We start from the raw sequence: 24,232 nt of genomic DNA, 5'->3' as shown, positions 1-24,232 counted from the left end.
TGCTCTCCCTCCGGCGGCTTAACGCAAGCCCGCGCCCGGCTTGAACGTGTTGCCCACCAGCGGCTTGGCGTCGGTCTGCGAGACGTGGCACTGGTTGCAGAAGTAGCGGTTCGGCGCAACGCTCGACATCTCGGCGCCTTCGCGCGACTTGAAGTGCGTGATCGAGATCTTCGTCGCCTTCGCTTCGCCGGCACGCGACCAGGCGTGGCAGTCCATGCACTTGTTGAACTCCTTGCTGACGATGTAGCTCTCGATCGTGTGCGGAATCAGCGGCGGCTGCTGCACGAAGTCGCGCGGCAGCGCCGACGTGTCGGGCGCGTAGCGCGTCCCGTCGCCAGCCGGATCGCTGGCGGTGATGTCGACGCTGCGCAGCGTCTTGAGCTTGACCGGCTCGAATTTATCCTGGGCTGCGACCGGTCCGGAGAACGCCAGCAGCAGGCTCATGGCGATCGCCAAGAACAGGGCGAATGGTCGGGCAAAACTGAAGGTCGGCTGGTTCATCACGCGCTCCTCTGGTCGAATCGGTGGGTCATCTTGAAAACCTGGCGGTCGCATACGTCGATACAACGGCCGCAATTGGTGCAGTCTCCGGAGAGAATCAGCGGGTGCGTCTGACCGGCCTGTTTCAGGGCCGGCCGGATCACCTGCGGCTCGGGGCAGACGGTGAAGCAATCCATGCAGTCGTCGCAGGCGCTGCGTTGCGCGGCCGAGACGCGGATCAGCGCGGCGCGCCCGAGCAGGCTGTAGAAGGCGCCGACCGGGCAGAGGTGACCGCACCAGCCGCGGCTGGCGATCAGCAGGTCGTAAGCGAAGATGCCGGCGATTGCCAGCAGCGAGCCCCACAGGCCGAAGATCAGCGCCCGATGCAGCAGGGAGACGGGATTCACCCATTCCCACACCAGCGCGCCAGTCACGGCGGTCGCCAGCAATATCCCGGCGAGCAGCCAGTAGCGGGTGTTGGCGTCGGGCACACGGCCGGTCTTGATGCCCAGTTTTCTCCGCGACCACGCGGCGGCGTCGGTCACCATGTTCACCGGGCAGACCCAGCTGCAGAACACGCGCCCGCCGACGAGCAGATAAAACGCCAGGACGATCGCCGCGCCGGTCAGCGCCGTGACGTACGGCCAGTGCCCGGCGACCATCGTCTGCAAGGCGAGCAGCGGGTCGGTCAGCGGAATGGTGTCGAGGATCAGCGACGCAGAGAGATTGCCCTTCAGCACCCAGACGCCAAACCACGGCCCGGCCAGGAAGAGCGCGAGGATCGTCAACTGGCTCGCGCGGCGCAGCAGAAGCCAGCGCTGACGGGCGAACCAGGAACGCGGCGCGGATTGCGAGGAGGGCGTGCTCATGGCTTCCACCGCGAATTAAGGGTACCGGCCTTGCCGGGGGCAGAGACAGGCACATCCGGCACGATCGGCGCCGCCGGGGCCGTCGGCGCGACAACCGTCTCGGTCGCCGAACGGCCCGCCGTCGTGCCCTCGAAGCCGCGCACCGGCAGCTTGATCTGTTCGCCGATCAGCGATTCGCCTTGCCGCGCCTTTTCTTCCCAGCCCTTGCGGTAGTGCGCCGGCAAGGCGCCCTGCGCCAGCTCGCGCGGGAAGACCTTGATCGCCGGTTCGGGCAGCACGCACGATTTCTCGCACTTGCCGCAGCCGGTGCAGGCATCCGAATGGACGGTCGGCAGCAGCAGCGCGTGCCGGTCGGAGCGCGGGTTGTGCCTGAGTTCCAAGGTGATCGCTTGGTCGATCACCGGGCAGACGCGATAGCAGACGTCGCAGCGCAGGCCGAGGAAGTTCAGGCAGTTCTCCTGATCGACCAGCGCCGCAAGGCCCATGCGCGCTTGCGTGATGTCGGTCAGTTCGCGGTCGAGCGCGCCGGTCGGGCAGGCCTTGACGCAGGGAATGTCCTCGCACATCTCGCACGGGATGTCGCGCGCAGTGAAGTACGGCGTGCCGGTCGCCACCGGGTCGCCCAAGTCGGAGAGTTTCAGCGTGTCGTACGGGCAATCGCGCACGCACAAGCCGCAGCGCACGCAGGCCGAGAGGAAATCGTCTTCCGCCAGCGCGCCGGGCGGACGGATCGCCTGCGCCGGCAAGGCCGACGCCTGCCGTGCCAGCAACCCCGCGCCGAGCGCCAGCAGACAGCCGCCGCCGGCCGCAGCGGCGACGCTGTTGATGAACTTGCGCCGCGCCAGCGACGCCGGGGAGGCTTCGTTGGTTTGCTTGGCGCTTTTCTTTGTCGGACTCACGGCTCGTTACTCGGCCACCTTGGCTAAAACCTTCGTCATTCCGGCGCAAGCCGGAATCCAGAAAGGCCGACGAACTGGACCCCGGCCTTCGCCGGGGTGACGGCCTCTTTCAATACTCTGTGCTCAGTGTCTCCGTTGCGAATGGCTTTCAAGCCCTGACCACCTTCACCACCGCCTTCTTGAAGTCGGTTTCCTTCGAGATCGGGCAGGTGGCGTCGAGAATCAGCTTGTTCACCAGTCGCGACTCGTCGAAGAACGGCACGAAGATCAAGCCGACCGGCGGCTTGTTGCGCCCCTTGGTTTCGATGCGCGCGGTCATCTCGCCGCGCCGCGAGATCACCTTGACCAGCATGCCGCGCTGCAGCTTGCGCTTCTTCGCATCGTCCGGATGCATGAAGACCTGCGCCTCGGGAACCGCCTTGTGCAGTTCCGCGACCCGGCGGGTCATCGACCCAGTGTGCCAGTGCTCGAGCACGCGACCGGTGCATAGCCACAGGTCGAATTCCTTGTCCGGCATCTCGGGCGGATCCTGGTACGGCAGCGCGAAGATCACCGCCTTGTTGTCCTTGTGCCCATAGAACTTGACGCCCTCGCCGGCCTTCACGTACGGGTCGTAGCCCTCACGGAAGCGCCACAGCGTCTCCTTGCCGTCGACCACCGGCCAGCGCAGGCCGCGCGCCTTGTGGTACATGTCGAACGGCGCGAGGTCGTGCGCGTGACCGCGCCCGAATTTCGCATATTCCTCGAACAACCCCTTCTGCACGTAGAAGCCGAAGGCCTCGGACTCGTCGTTGGTGTAGTCCTTGATGGCGTGCGCGTTGACCTTCTGCAGTTCGTCCTTGCCGAACTTGTTGACAACGCCGTTGGCGTACAACACGTCGTACAGCGTCTTGCCCTTGTATTCCGGCTTCTTGTCGAGCAACGCCGCCGGCCAGACCTCTTCCACCTTGAAGCGCTTGGCGAACTCGATGTATTGCCACAGGTCGGACCGTGACTCGCCCGGCGCCTTGACCTGCTGCCGCCAGAACTGGGTGCGCCGCTCGGCGTTGCCGTAAGCGCCCTCCTTCTCCATCCACATCGCCGACGGCAGGACCAGGTCGGCCGCCAGCGCCGAGACCGTGGGATAGGCATCCGAAACGACAACGAAGGTGTCCGGGTTACGCCAGCCGGGGTAGATTTCCTCGTTGATGTTCGGGCCGGCCTGCATGTTGTTGGTCGTCGTCGTCCAGTAGCACTTGAGCTTGCCGTCCTTCAGCGCGCGGCTCTGCGCCACGGCGTGCAGGCCGATCTTCTCGTTGAGCGTGCCTTCAGGCAGTTGCCAGAGTTCCTCGGTGTGCTTGCGGTGTGCCGGGTTGGTCACCACCATGTCGGCCGGCAGGCGATGCGCGAAAGTGCCGACCTCGCGCGCCGTGCCGCAGGCCGAGGGTTGGCCGGTCAGCGAGAACGGCCCATTGCCCGGTTCGGAGATCTTCCCGACCAGCAGGTGCACGTTGTAGATCATGTTGTTCACCCACGTGCCGCGCGTGTGCTGGTTGAAGCCCATCGTCCAGTAGCTGACGACCTTCTTCTTCGGGTCGGCGTAGAGCTCGGCCATCCGCTTGAGTTTTTCCGGCTCCACGCCGGACAGCTTGGCAACCTTCTCCAGCGTGTACTCGCTGACGAACTTCTTGAACTCCTCGAACGTGCTCGGCTTCGCATCGTTCGGATTGTTCTTCGGCTTGCCGTCGGCGCCGGGATAGCCGTTGAACTTGGCGTCCTTTTCCAGCGCGTGCGCCGGACGCAGGCCGAAGCCGATGTCCGTCTCGCCGACCTTGAAGTTGACGTTGCGCTTGACGAACTCCTCGTTGACCTTGCCGCTCTGGATGATGTGGTTGCAGATGTAGTTGAGGATGGCGAGGTCGGTCTGCGGCGCGAAAATCATGCCGTTGTCCGCCAGCTCGAAGCTGCGGTGCTCGAAGGTCGACAGCACGTGCACTTCCACATCGGTCTTGGTCAGGCGGCGGTCGGTGATGCGCGTCCACAGGATCGGGTGCATCTCCGCCATGTTCGAGCCCCAGAGCACGAAGGCGTCGGCCTGCTCGATGTCGTCGTAGCAGCCCATCGGCTCGTCGATGCCGAAGGTGCGCATGAAGCCGGCCACGGCCGAGGCCATGCAGTGGCGGGCGTTCGGATCGATGTTGTTGGAGCGGAAGCCGGCCTTGAACAGCTTGGCCGCGGCGTAGCCTTCGAAAATCGTCCATTGCCCCGAGCCGAACATGCCGACGCCGGCCGGGCCGTCGGACTTCAGCGCCGCCTTCCACTTCTCGGCCATGATGTCGAAGGCCTTGTCCCAAGAGATCGGCGTGAACTCGCCCTCCTTGTCGTACTTGCCATTCTTCATGCGCAGCAGCGGCTGCGTCAGGCGGTCTTCGCCGTACATGATCTTGGAGAGGAAGTAGCCCTTGATGCAGTTCAGCCCGCGATTCACCTCCGAATCCGGGTCGCCCTGCGTCGCCACCACGCGCCCGTTCTGCACGCCGACCAGCACCGCGCAACCGGTGCCGCAGAAGCGGCAGACGCCTTTGTCCCAGCGCACGGCGGAACTCGGCGGCGCCTTTTGCTCGGCCACGGCAGGCAGGGCGATCCCGGCGCTGGCAGCCGCGGTGGCGATGGCCTGGATCTTTATGAATTCGCGTCGGTTGATTGTCATGGCTGAGCCTCCTGGCAGGGCAGATTCCTCGGTGTCGGGATAGGGGGGATCGGGATTATCGGAATGGAGTTGTCGGTATGTTCGTAGGCCAGCGTCGCGGCCAGCACCTGCGGCACGCGATGAACGGCGATCAGCGTGTCCGACATGGCCGCGCCGGGCACGTCCTCGACGGTGACGATGAGTTTGCCGTCGTCGCTCATGTGGTGGCACTCGACGCCGGGCAGCGCGCACAGCGCGGCTTCGGCCTCGGCACGCGTTTCGGGACGGATGCGCAACACCAGGCTGGCGATGTTCATGACAACTCCGCAGGAAGAAGAGATGGAAGTGATGGACGAGCCACACGCGCAATGGCATTGACCGGACAGGGAGCAAGACAGGCGCCGCAGCCGGTGCAGGCAGCATGGTCAACCTCGGGGCGCGAAACCCCGCCAAGCGTCGGCCGAAAACGGATCGCCCCTGCGTCGCACAACTCGCCGCAGACGCGGCATTCGACGCGCTGATGCGCCAAGCAACCGTCAGCAATATGGATGGAGAAGGACCAGGGCGCCGGCGCAAGCTCTCGGGCAATCGCCGTCGTCGCACAGGCATCCGAACATTCGCCGCAGAACGTGCAGGCCGCGCTCGCGAAGTCGGCCACCGGATAGCCGCCGTCACCGCGCTTCAACAACCCGGTCGGGCAAGCGGAAACGCAATCGTCGCAACGCGTGCAGGCGTCAACGAACACCGCCTCCGCCATGCTCCAGGGCGGCCGGAAAGGCGCAACGCGCGTGCGACTGCCAAAAAAGCGGCGACGGGACAGATCCATGATTCACAAGACCTCACAATGAACCGGCAATCTACCCGTCAGGATAGGAGGAAACTTTGATCTTTGCTAAAAAAAAGGTCACGCCCGCTTCGTTTTGTAAGGGGAAGCACGGACAGACACGACAAAAACCGGCCGCTAGACTCTGCTGCAGGTTCATCAAAGGCGGTAACGCCCACCCGGCGAAGGTCAGAGGTCCGCATGGTCACCAGCAATTTGCAAAAGAAGCGCCCGGCAACGGCAATACCATCGTCCGCGGATGAACCGCCCCTGGTGCTGTCCCCGGCGCGCCGGGCCCGGCGTTGCATTCTGACCCTGCTTGCCTTGCTGCTTGTCGGCGTGACCGCCTACGTCGGCCTGCGCGACGCACCACAGCCAGCCCGTCTTGATCCCGGCGCAGACACTCCGGCCACAGCCTCGCCAGAAGTTCCGGGCGACACGATCGACACCGCGCAATCTCCAGCCGCTGGAACCGACTCCTCGGTGCTCCGGATTTCAGCCGTAGCCCGCACCAGCAAGACGCCTGCAGGCCGGCTGAGGCGTCAGTAACCGATCGCCGCTCCCGCCGGCCGGCGCGGATCGTTGGCGCCGTAGATGAACCCTTCGCGGACCTTGCCGGACACTGCGCCATCGTTGCCTGAACTGGCGGGCGCCACACCAGCCGCACCGGGCACTCCGTAGAGGATCACCTCGGCCGCGCCCCACGGCGTCTGTTCGGTCATCTTGTAGCCCATGACCTTGAGTTCCTTGAGCGTATCCGCGGAAAGACCGCGCGTTTCGTAGTACACCTCGTCGGGCAGCCACTGGTGGTGGATGCGCGGGGCGTCGACGGCCTCCTGCGGGGTCATGCCGTGATCGATGACGTTGAGCGCGGCCTGCAGCGTGATGCTGATGATCCGCGAACCGCCCGGCGAACCGAGCACCATGAAGGTCTTGCCATCCTTGGTGATCAGCGTCGGCGACATCGACGACAGCGGCTGCTTCTTCGGGGCGATGGCGTTGGTTGCGCCCTGCACCAGGCCGTAGAGATTCTTCACGCCCTGCTTGATGGTGAAGTCGTCCATCTCGTTGTTGAGGAAGAAGCCGGTTCCCGGCGCGATGACCACCGCGCCGAAGCGGCCGTTGATCGTGTAGGTCGTCGACACCGCGTTGCCGTCCTTGTCCACGATCGAGTAGTGCGTCGTCTCCCTGGATTCCTTGGATTCGACCGGCGCGTGCGGCACCTTGCCCGGCTTGATCTCGCTCGACGGCGTCGCCAGGTCGGTTATTTTCTTTCTGATCTCCTCCGCATACTTCTTGGCGAGCAAGCGATCGAGCGGGTTCTTCACGAAGGCCGGATCGCCGAGGTAGGTGTTGCGATCCATGTAGGCATGGCGCATCGCCTCGGTCATCAAATGAACGGTCTCGGCCGAATTGAAGCCCGTAGTCGTCAGGTCGTAACCTTCCAGCGTGTTGAGAATCTGGCACATCGTCGTGCCGCCGGAACTCGGCGGCGGCGCCGAATGAAACACGTAGCCCCGGTAATCACAGGTCAGCGGCGCGCTTTCGCTGACTGAATAGTCGGCGAAATCAGCCGCGCTCAGGATACCGCCGCCCTTCTTCGCCGCCGCCTCGACCGCTTTCGGAATCCGCCCCTTGTAGAAGGCGTCCGGGCCGGACTTGGCGATGGCTTCCAGCGTACGCGCCAGATCCTTCTGCACCAGGCGGTCGCCCGGCTGCAGCGGCGTGCCGTCCTTGCGCAGGAAGATGCGGGCGGCTTCCGGATCCTGCCTGAAGCGCTCGATCGTCGTGTCGAGGATATCGGTATCCGCCCGGGTGAGGACGAAGCCCTCGCGCGCCAGCCGGATTGCCGGCGCCATCACCTTCTCGCGGCTCAGGGTGCCGTATTTCTTCAGCGCCGTATCGAGCCCGAGCACCGTGCCCGGCACGCCGACGGCCAGATAGCCGTACAGACTGGCGTTCTTGACGACGTTGCCCGCGGCATCGAGGTACATGTTCGCCGTCGAGGCGGTCGGCGCCTTTTCGCGAAAATTGAGGAACACATCGCGCCCGTCGGCCAGGTGGATGGTCATGAAACCGCCGCCGCCGATGTTGCCGCAGCAGGGATTGACCACCGCCTGCGCATAGCCCACGGCCACCGCCGCGTCGACGGCGTTGCCGCCCGCCTTGAGAATCTCGGCGCCGACCTTCGACGCCAGATGCTGCGAGGCGACGACCATGCCGTTTCTGGCTTCCACTGCAGGCAGTGATGCCGCCAGGATGGGTTCTGAAAAACAGACGGAAAAAACCGCGAGTACCAGCGCGTTCGTCACCACGCGCCGGACCGATCCTGCGACAGCCATGCTTGTCTCCTTGAAAAACCTGCCAAATGCGCCTTGCCGGAAAGGGGCTGCGGCGCAAAACCACCAAACGGCATTTTACGAGAACTGCGCAAGGATGACTTCGCTATCCTGCTGCAGGCGCGATGGTCCCTTGCCTCCACCGTTCTTTTCCCCGAACATGCCGTTCTGATCTGTTCGCCGCCACATCGGATTCTTCATGCCCCTCCTGATTCGCCGTCTGCTCATCGCCCTCGTCATCATCGCCGCACTTGCCGCGGCGTTCTGGTGGTTTACCCGCCCCAAGCCGATCGCCGTCGTCGCCAGCGAAATCGATCGCGGCACGGTCGAAGCGAGCATCGCCAATACCCGCGCCGGCACGGTCGAGGCCTGCCAGCGCACGAAACTGTCCACGATCATGGGCGGACGCATCGAGGTGCTCGACGTCAAGGAGGGCGACCGGGTCAAGAAGGGGCAGTTGCTGATGAAGCTGTGGAACGACGACCAGCAGGCGCAAAGCGCGCTGGCGCTGACCCAGGTGGCCACGGCGCGGCAACGCGCCGCCGAGGCCTGCGCGCAGGCGGCCAATGCCGAACGCGAAGCGGACCGGCAGACCGCGCTGCGCGAAAAGGGCTTCGTGTCTACTTCGCGCGAGGAAGCCGCGCGCACCGAAGCGGAGGCGCGCCGGGCCGGCTGCAAGGCCGCCAGGGCGGACGTCGTGCAGTTCGAGGCCAAGGTCGCCGCCACCCGCGTCGAGCAGGGGCGCACGGTCCTCTATGCGCCGTTCGATGGCATCGTCGCCAAGATCGTCGGCGAAGTCGGCGAGTACTCGACGCCGTCGCCGCCCGGGGTACCGACGCCGCCGGCGATCGACCTGATCGACGACACCTGCCTCTACGTCGAGGCGCCGATGGACGAGGTTGACGCGCCGAAGATCCGCCCGGGCCAGCCGGTACGCATCAGCCTCGACGCACTGCCGAAGCAATCGTTTCCCGGTACGGTCAAGCGCATCGCCCCTTACGTGTCGGCCGTGGAGAAGCAGGCGCGCACGGTCGACATCGAGGCCACCTTCGACGACCCGAAAGCGCCGGGCAAGTTGCTGGTCGGCTACAGCGCCGACATCGAAGTGGTGCTCGAAGCGCGCGAGAACGTGGTGCGCGTGCCGACCGCCGCCCTGCTCGAAGGCGGCCGCGTGCTCGTCGCTGGCAAGGAGGGAAAACTGGAAGAGCGGCAAATCAAGGCCGGCCTGTCCAACTGGGAATTCACCGAGGTGCTGGAAGGGCTGGAAGCCGGCGAACGCGTCGTCACCTCGCTCGAACGCACCGGCGTCAAGTCGGGTGCGCACTACACGCTGGAAGCAGGCGTAACGGACAAACGATGACGATGAGCGCGCCGCTGATCGAGTTGTCCGGCATCGAACGGGTCTTTTACCTCGGCGACAGCGAGGTGCATGCGCTGCACCAGCTCGACCTCGGCATCGCTGCCGGCGAGTACGTGGCGGTGATGGGGCCGTCCGGCTCGGGCAAGTCCACGCTGCTCAACCTGCTCGGCCTGCTCGACCACCCCAATTCCGGCACCTACCGCCTCGAAGGACGCGACGTGACGACCCTGACGCCGGAAGAGCAGGCGCGGGTACGGCGCGAACGCATCGGTTTCGTCTTTCAGAGTTTCCATTTGGTGCCGCGGTTGACCGCGGCGGAAAACATCGCCCTGCCGATGGTCCTGGCCGGCATCGCGCCGGCCGAGCGCAAGGCGCGCGTGGAACAGGCGCTCGATGACTACGGACTCACGAACCGCGCCGATCATCGCCCCAACCAGCTCTCCGGTGGCCAGCGCCAGCGCGTGGCGATTGCCCGCGCGACGATCATGCAGCCGGCCGTCCTGCTTGCCGACGAGCCGACCGGCAACCTCGACCGCGCCACCGGCGAGGACGTCATGCGCCTGCTCGAAGAATTGAACGGGAAAGGCGTCACCCTGATTGTCGTCACCCACGACGCCGCCCTCGGCGCCCGCGCACGCCGGCAGCTGCGCATGGAGGACGGCGAGCTGCGGCACGATTCGGCCAGGCAGTGAAAACAAACGACGCCATTTCATGCCCCGTCATTCCGGCGCAGCCCGGAATCCAGCCGGGCGTTAACAGAATTCCGGACCGGCCGAACTGGACCCCGGCCTGCGCCGGGGTGACGAAGCTCTTGCCGGGCGATAAAGCAAGATGCGCGCTCCCGACCTGATCCGCTTCGCCCGCGACGCCGCCGCCGGCAACCCGTTGCGCACCTTCCTGCTGGTGCTGGCGATGTCCATTGGCGTCGCCGCCGTCGTCGTGCTCACCGCGCTCGGAGACGGCGCACGGCGCTACGTCGTGAACGAATTCGCCTCGATCGGCACCAACCTGGTCATCGTCCTGCCCGGACGTTCCGAAACCGGCGGCTTCAATCCGGGCAACGCGATCACCAACACCACCCGCGATCTGACCATCGACGACGCGCAGGCGCTGCTGCGCGGCAGCGCCGTGCGCCGGGTCGCGCCGCTCGCCGTCGGCACCTCGGAGATCAGCTACGGCGGCCGCTTGCGCGAGGTCTTCGTCGCCGGCACCAACGCGCAGTACCAGGACATCCGCCATCAGGAGATGGCGCAAGGCCGTTTCCTTTCCGCTGGCGACTGGCGACGCGGCGCGCCCGAGGCGGTGATCGGCGCGAATATCCGCGACGAACTGTTCGGCGCGCAGCCGGCGCTCGGCCAGTTGGTGCGCATCGGCGACCGGCGCTTCCGGGTCGTCGGCGTGATGGCTTCGTCGCAAGGGCTGGGGATGAACACCGACGAGACGATCATCGTGCCCGTGGCGCTGGCGCAAGCCATGTTCAACAGCAACACCCTGTTTCGCATTCTCGTCGAAGCCAACAGCCGCGAAGCGATCGAAACCGCCAAGCGCCAGGTCACCGAGATCATCAAGCAACGCCACGAAGGGGAAGAGGATGTAACGGTGATCACCCAGGACGCGGTGCTGTCCACCTTCGACAAGCTGCTCGGCACGCTGACCCTGGCGGTGGCCGGCATCGCGGCGATCAGTCTGGCGGTGGCCGGCATCCTGGTGATGAACGTGATGCTCGTCTCGGTAACGCAGCGCACCTCCGAGATCGGCCTGCTCAAGGCGCTCGGCGCCACCGGCGGGACGATCCGCACCGCCTTCCTGACCGAGGCGGCGATGCTGTCGCTGGCCGGCGCGCTCCTCGGCTTCCTGCTCGGCCACGCCGGTACCGCCGCCATCCGCCTGCTGTATCCGGCGTATCCGGCCTATCCGCCCGACTGGGCGGCGCTGGCCGGACTCGGCACGGCGCTGGTCACCGGCATCATCTTCGGCGTTCTGCCTGCCCGCCGCGCGGCACGGCTCGACCCGGTCGAGTCGCTGGCAAAACGGTGAGTCCGCCATGATCCGCCCGTCCGACTCGATCCACCTGGCCTGGCGCGCCATTACCGCGCACCGCCTGCGCAGTTTCCTGACGTTGCTCGGCATCGCCGTCGGCATTGCCGCGGTGATCCTGCTCACCTCGATCGGCGAGGGCATCCACCGCTTCGTCCTGGCGGAGTTCACCCAGTTCGGCACCAACCTGATCAACGTCGCGCCGGGCAAGGTGAAGACTTCGGGACCGGCGCCGACGGGCATTCCCACCTCGGTGCGACCGCTCACGCTTGACGATGCACGGGCACTCTCCCGCCTGCCGCACATCACCGGGATGACGGCGGTGGTCTGGGGCAACACCGAGATCAAGGGCAACGGCCGGCTGCGGCGTTCGATCGTCTACGGGCAAAGTGCGGACATGCCGAAGGTGTACCGGATGAAGCTCAGCAGCGGCCAGTTCCTGCCGGCCGACGACTCGGACAGCGCCCGCGCCTTCGTCGTGCTCGGGGCCAAGGTAAAGACGGAGCTGTTCGGCGCCGAGAGCGCCCTTGGCGCCAAGGTCAGCATCGGCAACTTCCAGTTCCGCGTGATCGGCGTGATGGAACCGAAAGGCCAGTTCCTCGGCATCGATCTCGACGATTCGGCCTACATCCCGACCGCGCGCGCCCAGGAGGTGTTCAACCGCGACGGGCTGATGACCATCGACCTGGCCTACGAAGAAGGCATCCCGGCCGCGCGCATCGCTGCGTTGATCACTTCGACGCTCAAGGCGCGCCACGGCCGCGAGGACTTCACCCTGACCACGCAGGAGGACATGCTGCGCACGCTGTCCAACATCCTCGACGTGCTGACCATGGCCGTCGGCGCCCTCGGCAGCATTTCGCTGCTCGTCGGCGGCGTCGGCATCGTCACGATCATGACCATCGCCGTCACCGAACGCACCAGCGAGATCGGCCTGCTCGTCGCGCTGGGGGCGCCGCGGCGAACCATCCTCAGCCTGTTCCTTGGCGAGGCGGTCGCCCTGTCGGCGCTCGGCGGGCTCGTCGGCCTGCTTGTCGGCATCGGCCTGGCGCAGCTCATCCATCTGCTGGTGCCGGCCCTGCCCGTGCATACGCCGTTCGCCTTCGTGGTAATCGCCGAAGCCATCGCCATGAGCATTGGCCTGCTGGCCGGCGTGCTTCCGGCGCGGCGCGCGGCGCGGCTGGACCCGGTCGACGCCTTGCGGGCAGAATGAAAACGAGGGAGGACACAAGCATGAGCCAGATCGACATCGAGCACCTGCGCACCTGGATCGGCAAGACGCAGGTCGACGAGGACGTGATTTCAACACGCCACGCCCGGCTGATGGCCGCCACCGTGGCCGCCGATGCCGCGCGGATTCGCGACGGCGCGCCGTTGCCGCCGCTATGGCACTGGCTCTACTTCCTCGAAGGACGGCCGCCCGGCGAACTCGGGCGCGACGGCCACCCGGCGCGCGGCGGTTTCCTGCCGCCGGTGCCGCTGCCGAACCGGATGTGGGCCGGCGGACGCGTCGCCTTTCTCGCCCCGGTTCCGATCGGCTCGCGGGTACGCAAGACGTCAAGCATCCTCAAGGTCGAGCACAAGGTCGGTCGCTCGGGAGACCTCGTCTTTGTCACCGTGCTGCACGAACTGGCCTCGCCCGAAGGCCAACCGCTGCTCCGCGAGGAACACGACATCGTTTACAAAGCGGCGACCCGGCCGACGCCACCGACGGCAAACACCGAAACCGTGTCCGCGCCGTTCAGCAAGACCTTCACCCCGACATCGACTACGTTGTTCCGCTATTCGGCGCTGACCTTCAACGGCCATCGCATCCATTACGACCTCGACTACTGCCGCAACGTCGAGGGCTACGCCAACCTGGTCATCCACGGGCCGCTGAACGCAACGCTGCTCGCCGGCTTCGCCGAAGAGATCGGCGGGCGCCCGCTGCGCGAGTTCAACTACCGCGGTCTCGCCCCCGCCCTGCTCGGCGAGACGATCACCCTCGCGGCAACGCGCGATGGCGAGCACGTCACGCTGACGGCGATCCTCGGCAACGGCGTGCGTTCGATGGAGGCAGAGGCCTTGCTGGAACCCTGAACGAGGAATTTCGGTCAGACTCCCGTCGCAACCAAGGGAATACGATGTTTTCCATCTACGGCATCAGCGGCCCGGTGTTCCAGGGCACGCTCGAAACATTGCCCCGCGTGGCGGCAATCACCCGGCGCGCGCCTGTTTTTTCCGCCCGTCGGGTCGGCGACCAGCTTGAAGCCGGCGTTGAAGGGCAGCCCCCCCTCCAGGGAGCCACCGCCGGCCACTCGCAACAGGTAGTGGACGCCTATCAGGCGATGCTGCCGGAGAGCCTCGAACGCGGTCCGCTGTATCACGCCAACCAGATCATGCAGCCCGAGGTCGTCACGGTCGGTGTCGACGACGACGTGGCCCGCGCCTGGAAGACGCTGGTCGACCATCAGATTCATCAGGCGCCGGTACTGGACGCCGGGCAACGCCTGGTCGGCATCGTCAGCGAACGGAACCTGCTGATGGTCCTCAATGTCGACAACGGCGAAGTGCGCGATGTCCTGCGCCGACGCGTTGGCGACGTGATGAGCACGCCGGTCGTCGCCGCCACGCCGCTGACCGACATTCGCCGGATCGCCCGCGTCATGCTCGAACGCGGCGTGGACGGCGTTCCCATCGTCAATGACGGCGGGGCACTGCTCGGCTTCGTGTCGCGCAGCGACATCCTGCACGCCGTCGTCACCGATCCGCCGCTGAGCGTCTGGCGGTGACACAACACCACGAGGAAATTCAATGAACAGTCAAAGCACTCCGGTCGTCATCTACCACAATGCGCGCTGCTCGAAGAGTCGCTCGGCCTGGGAGCTCGTCGCCGGCCAGGGCATCGAAGCGACGATCGTCGAGTACCTGAAGACCCCGCCGAGCAGGGAGGAACTGCGCGCGCTGCTGCAGAAGCTCGATATGAAGCCGGCAGAACTCGTCCGCCGCGGCGAGGACGTCTTCAAGGAACACTACGCGGGCAAGGCGCTCGACGACGAGCAGTGGCTCGACGCGCTCACCGCCCACCCGATCCTGATCGAACGCCCGATCGTCGTCCGCGGCGACAAGGCGATCATCGGCCGGCCGCCGGAACGCGTTCTCGAATTGCTCGACACGGTCTGAGATCCGCCTTGGAAATCCGGGCGAAATCCCTCAATCGACGATGAACAGCTTCGCCCCGCACGGCGTCGATGAGCGGTGCGCTTCGGCGTTGTCGGCGACCTGGTAACTCATCCCCGGACGGAGGACGAAGGTGCGTCCGTCGTCCAGTTCGGTATGCAGCTCCCCTTCCAGACACAACAGGATGTGCCCCTTCGAACACCAGTGATCGGCCAGATAGCCCGGCGTGTAGTCGACCATGCGCACACGGATCGTGCCGAACTGGCAAGTCCGCCAGAAGGCCTTGCCGGATTCGCCGGGATGTTCCGTCGGCGGAATGGCGGACCAGTCGGTCGTCCCGAAGGAGATGCCGGACATTTGCATCGTGTTCTCCCGAACGCGTGAAAAGCTCAGAGCATACGCGGGATCTGCGAGGAGTGATGATGCAGGATCGGTTTCTCGCGCGCGAGATCGAGCATGTAGCTGAAGCGTGCCTCGAAGCTCAGCAGTTCGCCATCGACGGCGAAGCGCCAGCAATAAATGCCGTTCATGGCATGGACGTTACCGCCGACATCCTGGATGTGCAGCGTCTTCTCGTGCAGGGCGATGCTCAATTCCTCGCGGCTGCACAGCTTGGTGAAATAGTCGCAAATGGCCTCGGGCTTGATCAGCAAGCGGTTGGAGAAGGTCGGAATGAGCACGGCGCTGTCATCGTAGAGCGCCAGCAACCCTTCCAGATCACCGGCATTGACGGCGTCCATCCAGGCTTTGAGGATCGTTTGAGGTTCTTTCATGGTCGCTATGTTCCTTGTTTTCTTCCATTTTTTTGCAGCGCACGCCAACGGCGTGCCGTCGGATGGACCGCGAGGGCCGGGGATAATTCAATCGCCGAGCCGCCACAATACCGCCTCTTGAACAGTGACGCCGAAGCGCGGAGAATCGAGGTTTTCCTGACTCAAGGCAGAAGACGATGACCGGTGGTGGCTGGAGTTGCCCGCACGAACTTGACGGAAAATGCAGCAAGGTCAAGAACCTGCCCTGCGATCCCGGCATGAAAGGCTGCGAACTGTATGGACGGTACGTTTTCTTCGACGGCAGCAAGAACGAGCGCCTGGAGCAGAAAAAGGCCCGCACCGAGAAGCCGTCCGAGCCAACGAATGACTGACTTCCGCGCCACACGAGACGAGGTATCCGATGCGCCTGGATGACCAGCAGGAAAGCAGCAACGTCGAGGACCGCCGCGGCAGTGGTGGTTTTGGCGTGCGGCGTGGCGGCCTGGGCATCGGTTCGATCGTCGTGGCACTGGTCGCCAGCTACTTTCTCGGTATCGACCCGATGGTCGTCCTCGGCCTGCTGTCGAACGTCGACGCGCCACCGATGCAAGTCAGCACGCGCACGCTGCCGGTCGGCGATGAAATGGGGCGCTTCGTGGCCAAGGTGCTGGGCAGTACTGAAGAAACGTGGGAGCAGATTTTCCGCGAGAACGACGCCCGCTATCGCGAGCCGAAACTGGTGTTGTTCTCCGGTTCGACGCCTTCCGCCTGCGGCACTGGCCAGGCCGCAATGGGCCCGTTCTACTGCCCCGCCGACCAGAAGGTGTACATCGACCTGTCGTTCTACAGCGATCTCCGGGAACGCTTCCACGCACCAGGCGAATTCGCCCAGGCCTACGTGATCGCCCACGAGGTCGGCCACCATGTGCAGAATCTTCTCGGCATCTCGGACAAGGTGCGCGAAGCGCAGCAAGGCATCAGCCGCTCCCGAGCCAACGCCCTGTCAGTGCGCCTGGAACTGCAGGCAGACTGCTTCGCGGGTGTCTGGGGGTACCGTGCCGATGCGGCGAAGAACATCATTGAACCGGGTGAAATCGAGCAGGCGCTGACCGCAGCGGCAGCCATCGGCGATGACCGGCTGCAACAACAGTCGCAAGGGAGCATCGTGCCGGAATCATTCACCCACGGCACCTCCGAGCAGCGCATGCGCTGGTTCCGCCGCGGGCTGGACTCCGGCGACCTGCGTCAGTGCGACACATTCAAGGGCGCCGCCCTGTGACGCGAAGCCACCTCGCTGCGCTGGCCGCGGCCCTGATGTTGCTCTTGCTCCGCCCCGCCATCGCGTTGCCGGTTGCATCGAATGTGGCCGGCGGCATTGCCCTGGTCCCGCTCGGCACCCTACTCGACAGCCCCGAGCCGCCCGAGGCGTGGCTGGGCGACCGGCACGTGTGGGTCGCCGCCGAGGACGGTCACTGGATCGCCGTCGTTGGTGTGCCGCTTGAAACACGGGCCGGCACGCAAGCGCTGCGGGTTCGCGCCAACGGTGGAGAGCGTGCGGTGCGTTTCGCCGTCGGTGAGAAGCACTACGCCGAGCAACGCATCACGCTCAAGGATTCCAGCAAGGTCACCTTGTCACCCGAAGACGAGGCCCGCGCGCTGGCCGAAATCGAGCGCATTCAGGCATTGAAAAAACACTGGCGACCGTCCGCCGAAACCGGGACGGACTTCGTCAAGCCGGTCACCGGGCGGCTGGCCAGCCGTTTCGGCCTGCGCCGGATCTTCAACGGCGAGCCGCGCGCGCCGCACAGCGGACTGGACATTGCCGCGCGCCGCGGCACGCCGGTCCGAGCGCCCGCCACGGGGACTGTCCTGGCCATCGACGATTACTTCTTCAACGGCAAGACGGTTTTTCTCGACCACGGCAACGGGCTGCTCAGCATGTATTGCCACCTCGACCGCATCGACGTGAAGCCCGGCGAGATCCTCCGGAAAGGCCAGACGCTCGGCCGGATCGGCGCCACCGGCCGCGCCAGCGGCCCGCACCTGCACTGGAGTGTGGTGCTCAACGGGACGATGGTCGATCCCGAACTTTTCCTGAAACGCCGCTGAATCGGAACCCGCACCGCTGCTCAGCGACCAGACACTGTCACCTGCTCGATCCACGGTTCGAGGCGCCGGCCAAAGGCGACGGTCGCCGAAAACGTCTTTTTCTCCCCGCCATCCGGCAGCAGCGGCCGCAACACATGCGGCACGTTGATCGCGCCGATGGAAAGATTGCTGACGTAGCCGCGCACGGGATCGCCCTCGCGCCCCCGCCACGCCGGTCGAATCTGCCCCTGCACAATCGCGTAGCGGGCGCGGTCGGAATACTTCGTGCGCAGCGTCGCAGAATCGAGCCCGGCATCGATCACGAACAGCCGGCTGCTTTCGTTCTCCTCGCGGGCCAGTTCGTTGTCGAGGTTTTTCCGGCGATTCTCTTTTTCCTTGCCCTCGGGCAGCACGGCCAGTTTCAGTTCTTCCGCCGCACGCCGCTGCTGTGCCCGTTCGAGCGACCGACGGAATGCCTCGCCATCGAGTTCCAGCACCAGCAGGACATCGCGCGCCAGTTCCGGCACCTTGCGGCCAGCCGAAGCGGAATCATCCGGAAAAGCGAAACCGAGGCTCTCCAGCTTCGCCCGATCCAGCCACCGGGGCGAGCGGCCATCCTGCCGATCCAGGTACGAATCATCGGCATCGAGGGCAACGCCGACCCGCCAGACCAGCGACAGCGCCAGACCGCTGCTCTCGCGATCAGCGCCGCGATACGGCACGCGCAGTTCGCGCTGCGAGAGTTCGAGCCGGCTCTCCGCCTCACCCGAGCGATTCCACCAAGCCCCGCCAAGGGCCACGGCGTTGGTGAAGACGACCACCAGCAGCGCACCGATCGACAAAAAAATCTTTCGTTTCATGGCGCCTCACCCTCCGCGAACGCCGCCGGCCGCCGCACGCGCTTCATCACCAGCAGGACCAGCACGGCGGTCAGGCCGAGTACGAGGAAGAACAGGTACTTCGGTATCAGCTCCCACCACCAGTCGTAGAACTTGGTGTAGAGGAAGATCACGAAGAACACGACGCCGGTATTGGCCGTTTCCGTCCATTGCCGACGCAGGCCAAGCCAGATCACCAAGGCACCGAAGACGAAGCCGGCGATCTGGTAGACGTGCTCGATCGTCGCCGCCGACCAGGAGAGATAGCTACCCTGCCCCCAATGCGACAGGATCAACACCGGCAGGAAGAAAGCCAGCAGTCCGACCAAGCGATAAATCGCCGGAAACTGGTCGTGGCGCTCATGCCTAAAAAGCACAGGCAAGACGAACAGGGCCAGCGAAGCAGGAAGGAAATTTTCCGGGCGCTCGCCGAAATGGATCCAGTACACGCCGCTCCAGGTACCGACACGCGCCGCAATGAAAGCGAGCAGGCAGACGAGGCCGACCGCCAGCAGGAGGCGCAGGTCGCACAGATAGGCGAGCAACAGGCCATACACCGCCCAGGGCAGCGAGGCCTTGTCCGACGGCGTGATGTTGAAGATCTGCCCGATCATCGCCACGTTGAGCACGAAGCAGGCGAAGGCCACCATCGCGCACAGCTTGGTGAAATAGCCCGTCGTGTCACGCTGGCGGGTGATCAGGGTGGCGGCGAAGGTCGCCAACGAGGCGCCCACCAGGACGCCGACCTGGGTCGATTCGGGAAACAGCCCCCAGAACTGGCGGAACAGGAAGAACACGCTGGCGGCCAGGGCGAGGGCGCCGAGCAGCGAGGCGATCCGCATCCCCCATGACAGCTGCCGCGAACGCACATCGCCGTCGATATCGAATTCGCGGGCGAGTTCCGCCAGGAGCGTCTCGTGGTGCGCATCGAGACGCTGGCGCTGCTCCACGCCCAGTTGCAACACGCCTTCGGCGGCAAGTTGGTCGAGTTCGCGGCGAAAGTGCTGAATCTGGTCGGCCCGCTGCTGGGCCGTATTGCGCGAGAGAGGGGTCATCGATCAGCGATATCTGGCCGGACGAACACGTCCGTCATAACGATACCGGCTCGCCATGCCGCCGGCAATCGTTCATCAGAACGCCTCATGCTCCCGCAGGTACCGCCATTTGCCGAGCGGCAGGTCGCCGAGCCGGACGCGGCCGATGCGCACCCGTTTGAGCCCGACCACGCGCAAGCCGACCAGTTCGCACATGCGGCGGATCTGCCGCTTCCGCCCCTCGTTGAGGATAAAACGCAACTGGTCGTCGTTCAGCCATTCGACCTTGGCCGGCTTCAACGGCTTGCCGTCGAGCGCCAACCCGTGGTTGAGCAGCGCCAGTCCGTTGTCGACGAGTTGCCCCTCGACGCGGACCAGGTACTCCTTCTCGACCTTCGAGTTCTCGCCGATCAGTTGCCGAGCCACGCGTCCGTCCTGGGTCAGGACCAGCAGGCCGGTCGAGTCGATGTCCAGCCGCCCGGCCGGCGCCAAACCCTTGAGGTGCGACGCATGAAAGAGCGCCGTATCGGGGCTGCGCTGCTGGTTTTCTGGCTTGATCAGCACCACCGCCGGTTCGCACCCCGGTTCCGGCTGGCCGGAAACGTAACCGACCGGCTTGTGCAGGAGCACCGTCATCTGGCGCTGCTGCGCCGCGCGAGCTTCCTTGTCGAGCGAGATCTTCGCGCCCGGATCGACGCGGGTGCCAAGTTCGCTGACGCGCTCGCCGTCGACATAGACCCAGCCGCGCTCGATGAAATTGTCCGCCTCGCGCCGCGAGCACATGCCACGCTCGGCCATCAGCTTGGAGACGCGGACGCCAGCAAGCGCAGTCGAAACCTGCGTGGAGGGAGCCTGCTTTTCCGGATTGCGATGCCCCGAAGGTTTTACCTGGACCGCCTCGGGGGCCTTCCGCTCCGGCTTCGCGGCTCGCCCGACCGGTGTCTCCTCGCGCTTACTTTTCGACTTGTTGCGCCAGTCGACCTTCTTGGCCGGCTCGGCGCTCGTCTCCTCTGCGACTTGAGGCGGACGACGAGCGCCAGCGCCCGTGCCACGCAGCGGCTTGCGCTTCGGATTGGGCGGCCGTTCCTCGCCTTCCGCCCGAACTGGCAGGCGAAGCGTCTTGCGCGGTGTTTCGGCCATTAGAGGATATCGAGCAGTTCGACTTCGAAAACCAGCGTCGCATTCGGCGGAATGACGCCGCCGGCGCCGCGCGCACCATAGCCGAGCTGCGGCGGAATCGTCAGCTTGCGGACGCCGCCGACGCGCATGCCTTGCACGCCTTCGTCCCAGCCGGCGATGACCATGCGCTGCCCAAGCGAGAACTCGAACGGCTCGTCACGATCCTTGCTCGAATCGAACTTGCTGCCGTCGGTCAGCCAGCCGGTGTAATGCACGCTCACGAACTGGCCCGGCATCGCCTCGTCGCCGTTGCCCACGCGGAGCTCCTCGATCTGCAGCCCGGATTCTGTCGTCGTTTTGGACATGATGTGTTCTCCTTGGAAAGAGTGCGGAAGTTTAGACCACGGGCGCGGTACGGGCCAGTTCAATTTCACCTTCGCCATCGGCGTCGGGAACGCTTTCGGCTAAACTTGGCGGACAATTATTTCGTGGGAGGCGACATGGACATCCGATCGATCATCGCGCCGGCGGTCACCGATTTCACCGCGCTGGAGGAATTCATCGAGTCCCTGAACGACCTCGCCCCGGGCATCGAGCGCGACATCTCGCGCCTGCGGAGCGCACCCGACGATCGCGAGATCATCGGCAGCCTCTTCCGCTCGCTGCACAACATCAAGGGCGATGCGACGCTGTGCAAGGTCGAGTTGGCAGTCACCATCGCGCACCCGATCGAAACGCTGCTGGCCCGCCTGCGCAATGGGGAGCTGGCCTTCAGCGACATACTTGCCGAAGCGATTCTCCTGGCCATCGACCGGCTCGAACTTGCCGCGGAAGGCCTGCGCTCCCGCCGCTCGCTCGACAACCTGCGGCTCCTCGCGCTGGTCAACGGCCTGCAGCGGCTCGCCGATGCCGCGGCTGCGGATATCGAACGCGAAGCGGTGGAGGTCATCACGACCGTCACCGGCTTCCGGCCGACGACCGAATCGGTGCAATTCGGCCGCGGCCGCTCGCCGAGTGCGATCAGCAAGTCCCCGGCGCAGACGAGCGACGATTTGCGCTTCTTCCGCTCGCTCGCCGACCAGCTGGAGAACCGTTCACCGCTGTTCAAAGGCCGCACCCTGCGACTCCTGCGGCTGGCCAGTGAAACCAACCAGATCAGAGGCAAGCCAGTTGATCCCGTGCAGCTTGAGGCCGCGGTGTACATGCACGACATCGGAATGATGTTCCTGCCGGAATCGACCTGGCTGAAGGTCGGCAACATGACGCCGGATGAAAAGGAAGTGATGCACAACCATCCGGGACACGCCGCCGGACTGCTCGGCCGGATGGCTGGTTGGGAGGACGCTGCGAAAATGGTGGCACAACACCATGAGACGCCCGACGGTCGCGGTTACCCCGAAGGGCTCGTCGGCGCGCGAATTTGCGACGGCGCCAAGATCCTGGCCATCGTCGACGCATTCGAGTCGGTCATGCTGAAGCACGCCCACCGCGGCAAGAACCGCTCGGTACTGCGGGCCATCGCCGAAGTCAACGCCTGCGACAACCAGTTCGCCAAGGACTGGATCGAGCCGTTCAACCAGGTCATTCATCGTTCGGTCAACGCATGACGATCACTACACTCACCGAATCTGCTGATCTTGAACGTCGCTTCGGCGGCGTGCGCCGCCTCTACGGAGACGACGGCTTCCAGCGCATCCAGCGCGCCAACGTCTGCATCGTCGGCATTGGCGGCGTCGGTTCCTGGGCGGCAGAAGCGCTGGCCCGTTCAGCGGTAGGCCACATCACGCTGATCGATCTGGACATGATCGCTGAATCGAACGTCAACCGGCAGATCCACGCTCTCGACGGCAAATTCGGAAAAGCCAAGACGGACGCCATGGCCGAACGCATCCGCGAAATCAATCCGGCGTGTCAGATCGAAACGATCGAGGATTTCGTCACCCCCGAGAATCTGGGTACGATGCTCGATGGCGGCTTCGACTACATCGTCGATGCCATCGACCAGGTCCGCACCAAGGCCACGATGATTGCCTGGTGCGTTGAAAAAAGAATCCCCATCGTCACCGCCGGCGGCGCCGGCGGCCAACTCGATCCATCGCGCATCGAAATCGCCGACTTGTCGCGCACCGTGCAGGATCCGCTTCTGGCCAAGGTCCGCTCGCGTCTGCGCAAGGAATACGGCTTCCCCCGCGACCAGAAACGTAAATTCGGCGTCCCCGCGGCCTTCTCCAGCGAGCCGCTCCGCTACCCGGAAGCTGGGGCTGCGTGTGATCTGCCATCATCCCCCGCCGGACTCAACTGTGCTGGCTACGGCTCGTCGGTTTGCGTGACAGCGACATTCGGGCTGATCGCCGCCAGCGTCGCATTACGCCGGATCGCCGGCCACGAGTAAGCGCTCAACCCGCACGACGCGAAGCGCTATCGAGCCAGACACTGAGGCCCTGAGCGTTGATTTCGATGTCGCCCCCCAGCAGTTCGAGAACCTGGGCAGAGGCAAGCGTGCCACCCATCGCATCGACTTCGTCGAGCATCAACCGGGCAAGATCATCGCGGATGCGCGTGTGACGCTCGCCTCCGGCCTCCCGGTGCCGAATGGCGATTCCCACGTAGGCATCGATCAGCCGATGCAAATCGCCCGCAGCCCCCGCCGGATCACCGACCCGGCCGAAGTGCGTCAGGTAGACAGCCCCCGGGGCAAGCGCCATCAAGCGGTCGATGGATGCATGCATCGCTTCGGGTTCGAACTGCACCGGCGTGGTTGCCGGAAAGACAAACTGCCGCCCCTTCACATCAAATTCGGGATAAGAGAGGCCGAACGTGTCGCCGGTAAAGAAGTGTCCTGTCGTTTCGTCAAGAAAACAGAGATGATGCCGTGCGTGACCAGGCGTATCCAGTGCGCGCAGGCGACGCCCGCCGAATTCAAGGGCCGTCCCGTCCGGCGCCTCGACAACCCACGCCTTATCGACGGGTAGGATTTCACCGTACAGCCGATCCATCTCCGCCGCCCCGTAAACGGCGGTCGCGCTTTCCACCACGCGCGAAGGGTCGATCATGTGCCTCGCTCCGCGGGGATGCACCACCAGTTGCGCTCTGGGAAACGCCCGCATCATCGCGCCGGCTCCCCCGGCGTGATCAAGGTGAACATGGGTCAGGCAAATATAATCAACCGACTCTTTGGTCAGTGCGAGTTCGCTCAGCGCTGCAGAGACCACATCTAGTGACGCGTTGGTGCCAGTATCGATCAACGCAACCCGGCCGTTCTCGACAAGCAGATGAACCGCCGCCATGCGGGGTCGCACATACCCCGAATCGATTGCATGGATCCCGTTACCGTAGGAGATTACGTTCGTCATCGCTTGCTTCCCAGAACCGAAAGCGCGGAATTATCCGTCATCGGCTATCCGTGTTCTGCGGCATTTTTTTCTTAGGAAGTAAAAAAGCCCTCGAGCTGGATAGCTGGAGGGCTTTTTTGTTGGGGAGCCTGGCGGTGACCTACTTTCGCACACGAGCTGTGCACTATCATCGGCGCGACTTCGTTTCACGGTCCTGTTCGGGATGGGAAGGGGTGGGTCCAAAGTGCTATTGCCGCCAAGCATAACTTGTCCGCATGACCGGGGTCATGCGCAAAATGGGAAGAAGGTTTGGTTCGTTGTAATTGCAGCGTCTGAGTTGCGCTTAAGGTTATAGGATCAAGCCGCACGGGCAATTAGTACTGGTTAGCTTA

28 protein-coding genes and 1 rRNA gene are annotated in these 24,232 nt (G+C 64.9%); 13 read left to right on the top strand and 16 right to left on the bottom strand.

What is annotated here, in order from left to right; genetic code table 11:
* Positions 1-18 precede the first annotated feature (18 nt).
* The 6 genes from BO74_RS06665 to napF all read right to left on the bottom strand — a co-directional run bounded on the left by BO74_RS06665 (position 19) and on the right by napF (position 5,742).
* A complete protein-coding gene (locus tag BO74_RS06665) occupies positions 19-501 on the bottom strand; it encodes a nitrate reductase cytochrome c-type subunit (protein ID WP_496440984.1) in 483 nt (160 codons plus the stop codon).
* Positions 501-1,349, bottom strand: coding sequence for a quinol dehydrogenase ferredoxin subunit NapH (napH, locus tag BO74_RS06660; RefSeq protein WP_496440983.1), 849 nt, complete (start codon positions 1,347-1,349; stop codon positions 501-503). Before napH ends, BO74_RS06665 begins: the two co-directional genes overlap by 1 nt.
* Positions 1,346-2,248: a ferredoxin-type protein NapG gene (napG, locus tag BO74_RS06655; RefSeq protein ID WP_496440981.1), complete on the bottom strand. Its 903-nt coding sequence runs from the start codon at positions 2,246-2,248 to the stop codon at positions 1,346-1,348. The genes napH and napG overlap by 4 nt, the downstream gene beginning before the upstream one ends.
* A 148-nt stretch (positions 2,249-2,396) precedes the next feature.
* Complete coding sequence (gene napA / locus BO74_RS06650) at positions 2,397-4,937, bottom strand: nitrate reductase catalytic subunit NapA (protein WP_496440979.1); 2,541 nt, start codon at positions 4,935-4,937, stop codon at positions 2,397-2,399.
* Positions 4,934-5,233, bottom strand: a complete 300-nt coding sequence (locus BO74_RS06645) for a chaperone NapD (RefSeq protein ID WP_496440977.1) — start codon at positions 5,231-5,233, stop codon at positions 4,934-4,936. Before BO74_RS06645 ends, napA begins: the two co-directional genes overlap by 4 nt.
* On the bottom strand, positions 5,230-5,742 hold the full coding sequence (napF, locus tag BO74_RS06640) for a ferredoxin-type protein NapF (protein ID WP_496440976.1): 513 nt from the start codon (positions 5,740-5,742) through the stop codon (positions 5,230-5,232). The genes BO74_RS06645 and napF overlap by 4 nt, the downstream gene beginning before the upstream one ends.
* 198 nt (positions 5,743-5,940) lie before the next feature.
* Here napF and BO74_RS06635 point away from each other — a divergent pair, with 198 nt between their 5' ends.
* Complete coding sequence (locus BO74_RS06635) at positions 5,941-6,288, top strand: hypothetical protein (RefSeq protein WP_496440975.1); 348 nt, start codon at positions 5,941-5,943, stop codon at positions 6,286-6,288.
* Here BO74_RS06635 and ggt read toward each other — a convergent pair.
* Both ggt and BO74_RS06625 read right to left on the bottom strand, forming a co-directional pair.
* The gene (gene ggt, locus BO74_RS06630; protein ID WP_496440974.1) at positions 6,282-8,081 is read right to left on the bottom strand and encodes a gamma-glutamyltransferase; all 1,800 of its coding nucleotides are present in this window, start codon (positions 8,079-8,081) and stop codon (positions 6,282-6,284) included. The two genes, BO74_RS06635 and ggt, sit on opposite strands and share 7 nt — an antisense overlap.
* Positions 8,082-8,156: 75 nt before the next feature.
* Positions 8,157-8,279, bottom strand: coding sequence for a hypothetical protein (locus BO74_RS06625; protein ID WP_496440973.1), 123 nt, complete (start codon positions 8,277-8,279; stop codon positions 8,157-8,159).
* Here BO74_RS06625 and BO74_RS06620 point away from each other — a divergent pair.
* From BO74_RS06620 to arsC, 7 genes are all read left to right on the top strand, one after another.
* Positions 8,278-9,438: an efflux RND transporter periplasmic adaptor subunit gene (locus BO74_RS06620; RefSeq protein ID WP_496440972.1), complete on the top strand. Its 1,161-nt coding sequence runs from the start codon at positions 8,278-8,280 to the stop codon at positions 9,436-9,438. The genes BO74_RS06625 and BO74_RS06620 overlap by 2 nt on opposite strands.
* Positions 9,435-10,130, top strand: coding sequence for an ABC transporter ATP-binding protein (locus BO74_RS06615; protein ID WP_496440971.1), 696 nt, complete (start codon positions 9,435-9,437; stop codon positions 10,128-10,130). Before BO74_RS06620 ends, BO74_RS06615 begins: the two co-directional genes overlap by 4 nt.
* Positions 10,131-10,269: 139 nt before the next feature.
* Positions 10,270-11,475 carry an ABC transporter permease gene (locus BO74_RS06610; RefSeq protein ID WP_496440969.1) on the top strand — a complete coding sequence of 402 codons (1,206 nt, stop codon included), beginning with the start codon at positions 10,270-10,272 and terminating at the stop codon, positions 11,473-11,475.
* A gap of 10 nt (positions 11,476-11,485) precedes the next feature.
* Positions 11,486-12,688: an ABC transporter permease gene (locus tag BO74_RS06605; protein ID WP_496441063.1), complete on the top strand. Its 1,203-nt coding sequence runs from the start codon at positions 11,486-11,488 to the stop codon at positions 12,686-12,688.
* 20 nt (positions 12,689-12,708) lie between these two features.
* Positions 12,709-13,557: an HTD2 family dehydratase gene (locus tag BO74_RS06600; protein WP_496440968.1), complete on the top strand. Its 849-nt coding sequence runs from the start codon at positions 12,709-12,711 to the stop codon at positions 13,555-13,557.
* A 44-nt stretch (positions 13,558-13,601) separates the two neighbouring features.
* Positions 13,602-14,249, top strand: a complete 648-nt coding sequence (locus tag BO74_RS06595; RefSeq protein ID WP_496440967.1) for a CBS domain-containing protein — start codon at positions 13,602-13,604, stop codon at positions 14,247-14,249.
* A gap of 22 nt (positions 14,250-14,271) precedes the next feature.
* Positions 14,272-14,640, top strand: a complete 369-nt coding sequence (gene arsC, locus BO74_RS06590; protein ID WP_496440965.1) for an arsenate reductase (glutaredoxin) — start codon at positions 14,272-14,274, stop codon at positions 14,638-14,640.
* A 30-nt stretch (positions 14,641-14,670) separates the two neighbouring features.
* On the opposite strand, the gene BO74_RS06585 is transcribed toward arsC, so the two are convergent.
* On the bottom strand, positions 14,671-15,000 hold the full coding sequence (locus BO74_RS06585; RefSeq protein ID WP_496440963.1) for a DHCW motif cupin fold protein: 330 nt from the start codon (positions 14,998-15,000) through the stop codon (positions 14,671-14,673).
* 26 nt (positions 15,001-15,026) lie between these two features.
* Positions 15,027-15,410, bottom strand: coding sequence for a nuclear transport factor 2 family protein (locus tag BO74_RS06580; RefSeq protein ID WP_496440961.1), 384 nt, complete (start codon positions 15,408-15,410; stop codon positions 15,027-15,029).
* Between the two features lie 176 nt (positions 15,411-15,586).
* On the opposite strand from BO74_RS06580, the gene BO74_RS06575 reads away from it, so the two are divergent.
* The 3 genes from BO74_RS06575 to BO74_RS06565 are packed head-to-tail and all read left to right on the top strand — an operon-like array spanning position 15,587 to position 17,498.
* A complete protein-coding gene (locus BO74_RS06575; protein ID WP_496440959.1) occupies positions 15,587-15,781 on the top strand; it encodes a hypothetical protein in 195 nt (64 codons plus the stop codon).
* A 29-nt stretch (positions 15,782-15,810) separates the two neighbouring features.
* Complete coding sequence (gene ypfJ / locus BO74_RS06570) at positions 15,811-16,668, top strand: KPN_02809 family neutral zinc metallopeptidase (RefSeq protein ID WP_496440957.1); 858 nt, start codon at positions 15,811-15,813, stop codon at positions 16,666-16,668.
* Positions 16,665-17,498 (top strand): peptidoglycan DD-metalloendopeptidase family protein, encoded by an 834-nt coding sequence (locus BO74_RS06565; protein ID WP_496440956.1) that lies wholly within the window; start codon positions 16,665-16,667, stop codon positions 17,496-17,498. Before ypfJ ends, BO74_RS06565 begins: the two co-directional genes overlap by 4 nt.
* A 20-nt stretch (positions 17,499-17,518) precedes the next feature.
* On the opposite strand, the gene BO74_RS06560 is transcribed toward BO74_RS06565, so the two are convergent.
* The 4 genes from BO74_RS06560 to BO74_RS06545 form a co-directional block, all read right to left on the bottom strand.
* A complete protein-coding gene (locus tag BO74_RS06560; RefSeq protein ID WP_496440954.1) occupies positions 17,519-18,337 on the bottom strand; it encodes a DUF4824 family protein in 819 nt (272 codons plus the stop codon).
* Positions 18,334-19,410, bottom strand: a complete 1,077-nt coding sequence (locus BO74_RS06555) for a DUF2157 domain-containing protein (RefSeq protein ID WP_496440952.1) — start codon at positions 19,408-19,410, stop codon at positions 18,334-18,336. The genes BO74_RS06560 and BO74_RS06555 overlap by 4 nt, the downstream gene beginning before the upstream one ends.
* 75 nt (positions 19,411-19,485) lie before the next feature.
* Complete coding sequence (locus tag BO74_RS06550) at positions 19,486-20,529, bottom strand: pseudouridine synthase (RefSeq protein ID WP_496440951.1); 1,044 nt, start codon at positions 20,527-20,529, stop codon at positions 19,486-19,488.
* Positions 20,529-20,873, bottom strand: coding sequence for an FKBP-type peptidyl-prolyl cis-trans isomerase (locus BO74_RS06545; protein WP_496440950.1), 345 nt, complete (start codon positions 20,871-20,873; stop codon positions 20,529-20,531). Before BO74_RS06545 ends, BO74_RS06550 begins: the two co-directional genes overlap by 1 nt.
* A gap of 135 nt (positions 20,874-21,008) precedes the next feature.
* Here BO74_RS06545 and BO74_RS06540 point away from each other — a divergent pair, with 135 nt between their 5' ends.
* Positions 21,009-22,115, top strand: a complete 1,107-nt coding sequence (locus BO74_RS06540) for an HD-GYP domain-containing protein (protein WP_496440949.1) — start codon at positions 21,009-21,011, stop codon at positions 22,113-22,115.
* Complete coding sequence (gene tcdA, locus BO74_RS06535) at positions 22,112-22,900, top strand: tRNA cyclic N6-threonylcarbamoyladenosine(37) synthase TcdA (RefSeq protein ID WP_496440948.1); 789 nt, start codon at positions 22,112-22,114, stop codon at positions 22,898-22,900. The genes BO74_RS06540 and tcdA overlap by 4 nt, the downstream gene beginning before the upstream one ends.
* 4 nt (positions 22,901-22,904) lie before the next feature.
* On the opposite strand, the gene BO74_RS06530 is transcribed toward tcdA, so the two are convergent.
* Both BO74_RS06530 and rrf read right to left on the bottom strand, forming a co-directional pair.
* On the bottom strand, positions 22,905-23,861 hold the full coding sequence (locus BO74_RS06530) for an MBL fold metallo-hydrolase (RefSeq protein WP_496440947.1): 957 nt from the start codon (positions 23,859-23,861) through the stop codon (positions 22,905-22,907).
* Between the two features lie 126 nt (positions 23,862-23,987).
* A 5S ribosomal RNA gene (gene rrf / locus BO74_RS06525) occupies positions 23,988-24,101 on the bottom strand.
* Positions 24,102-24,232 lie beyond the last annotated feature (131 nt).

This window comes from Propionivibrio pelophilus DSM 12018, assembly GCF_059569095.1.
This window is presented reverse-complemented; position numbering and strand designations above follow the sequence as displayed.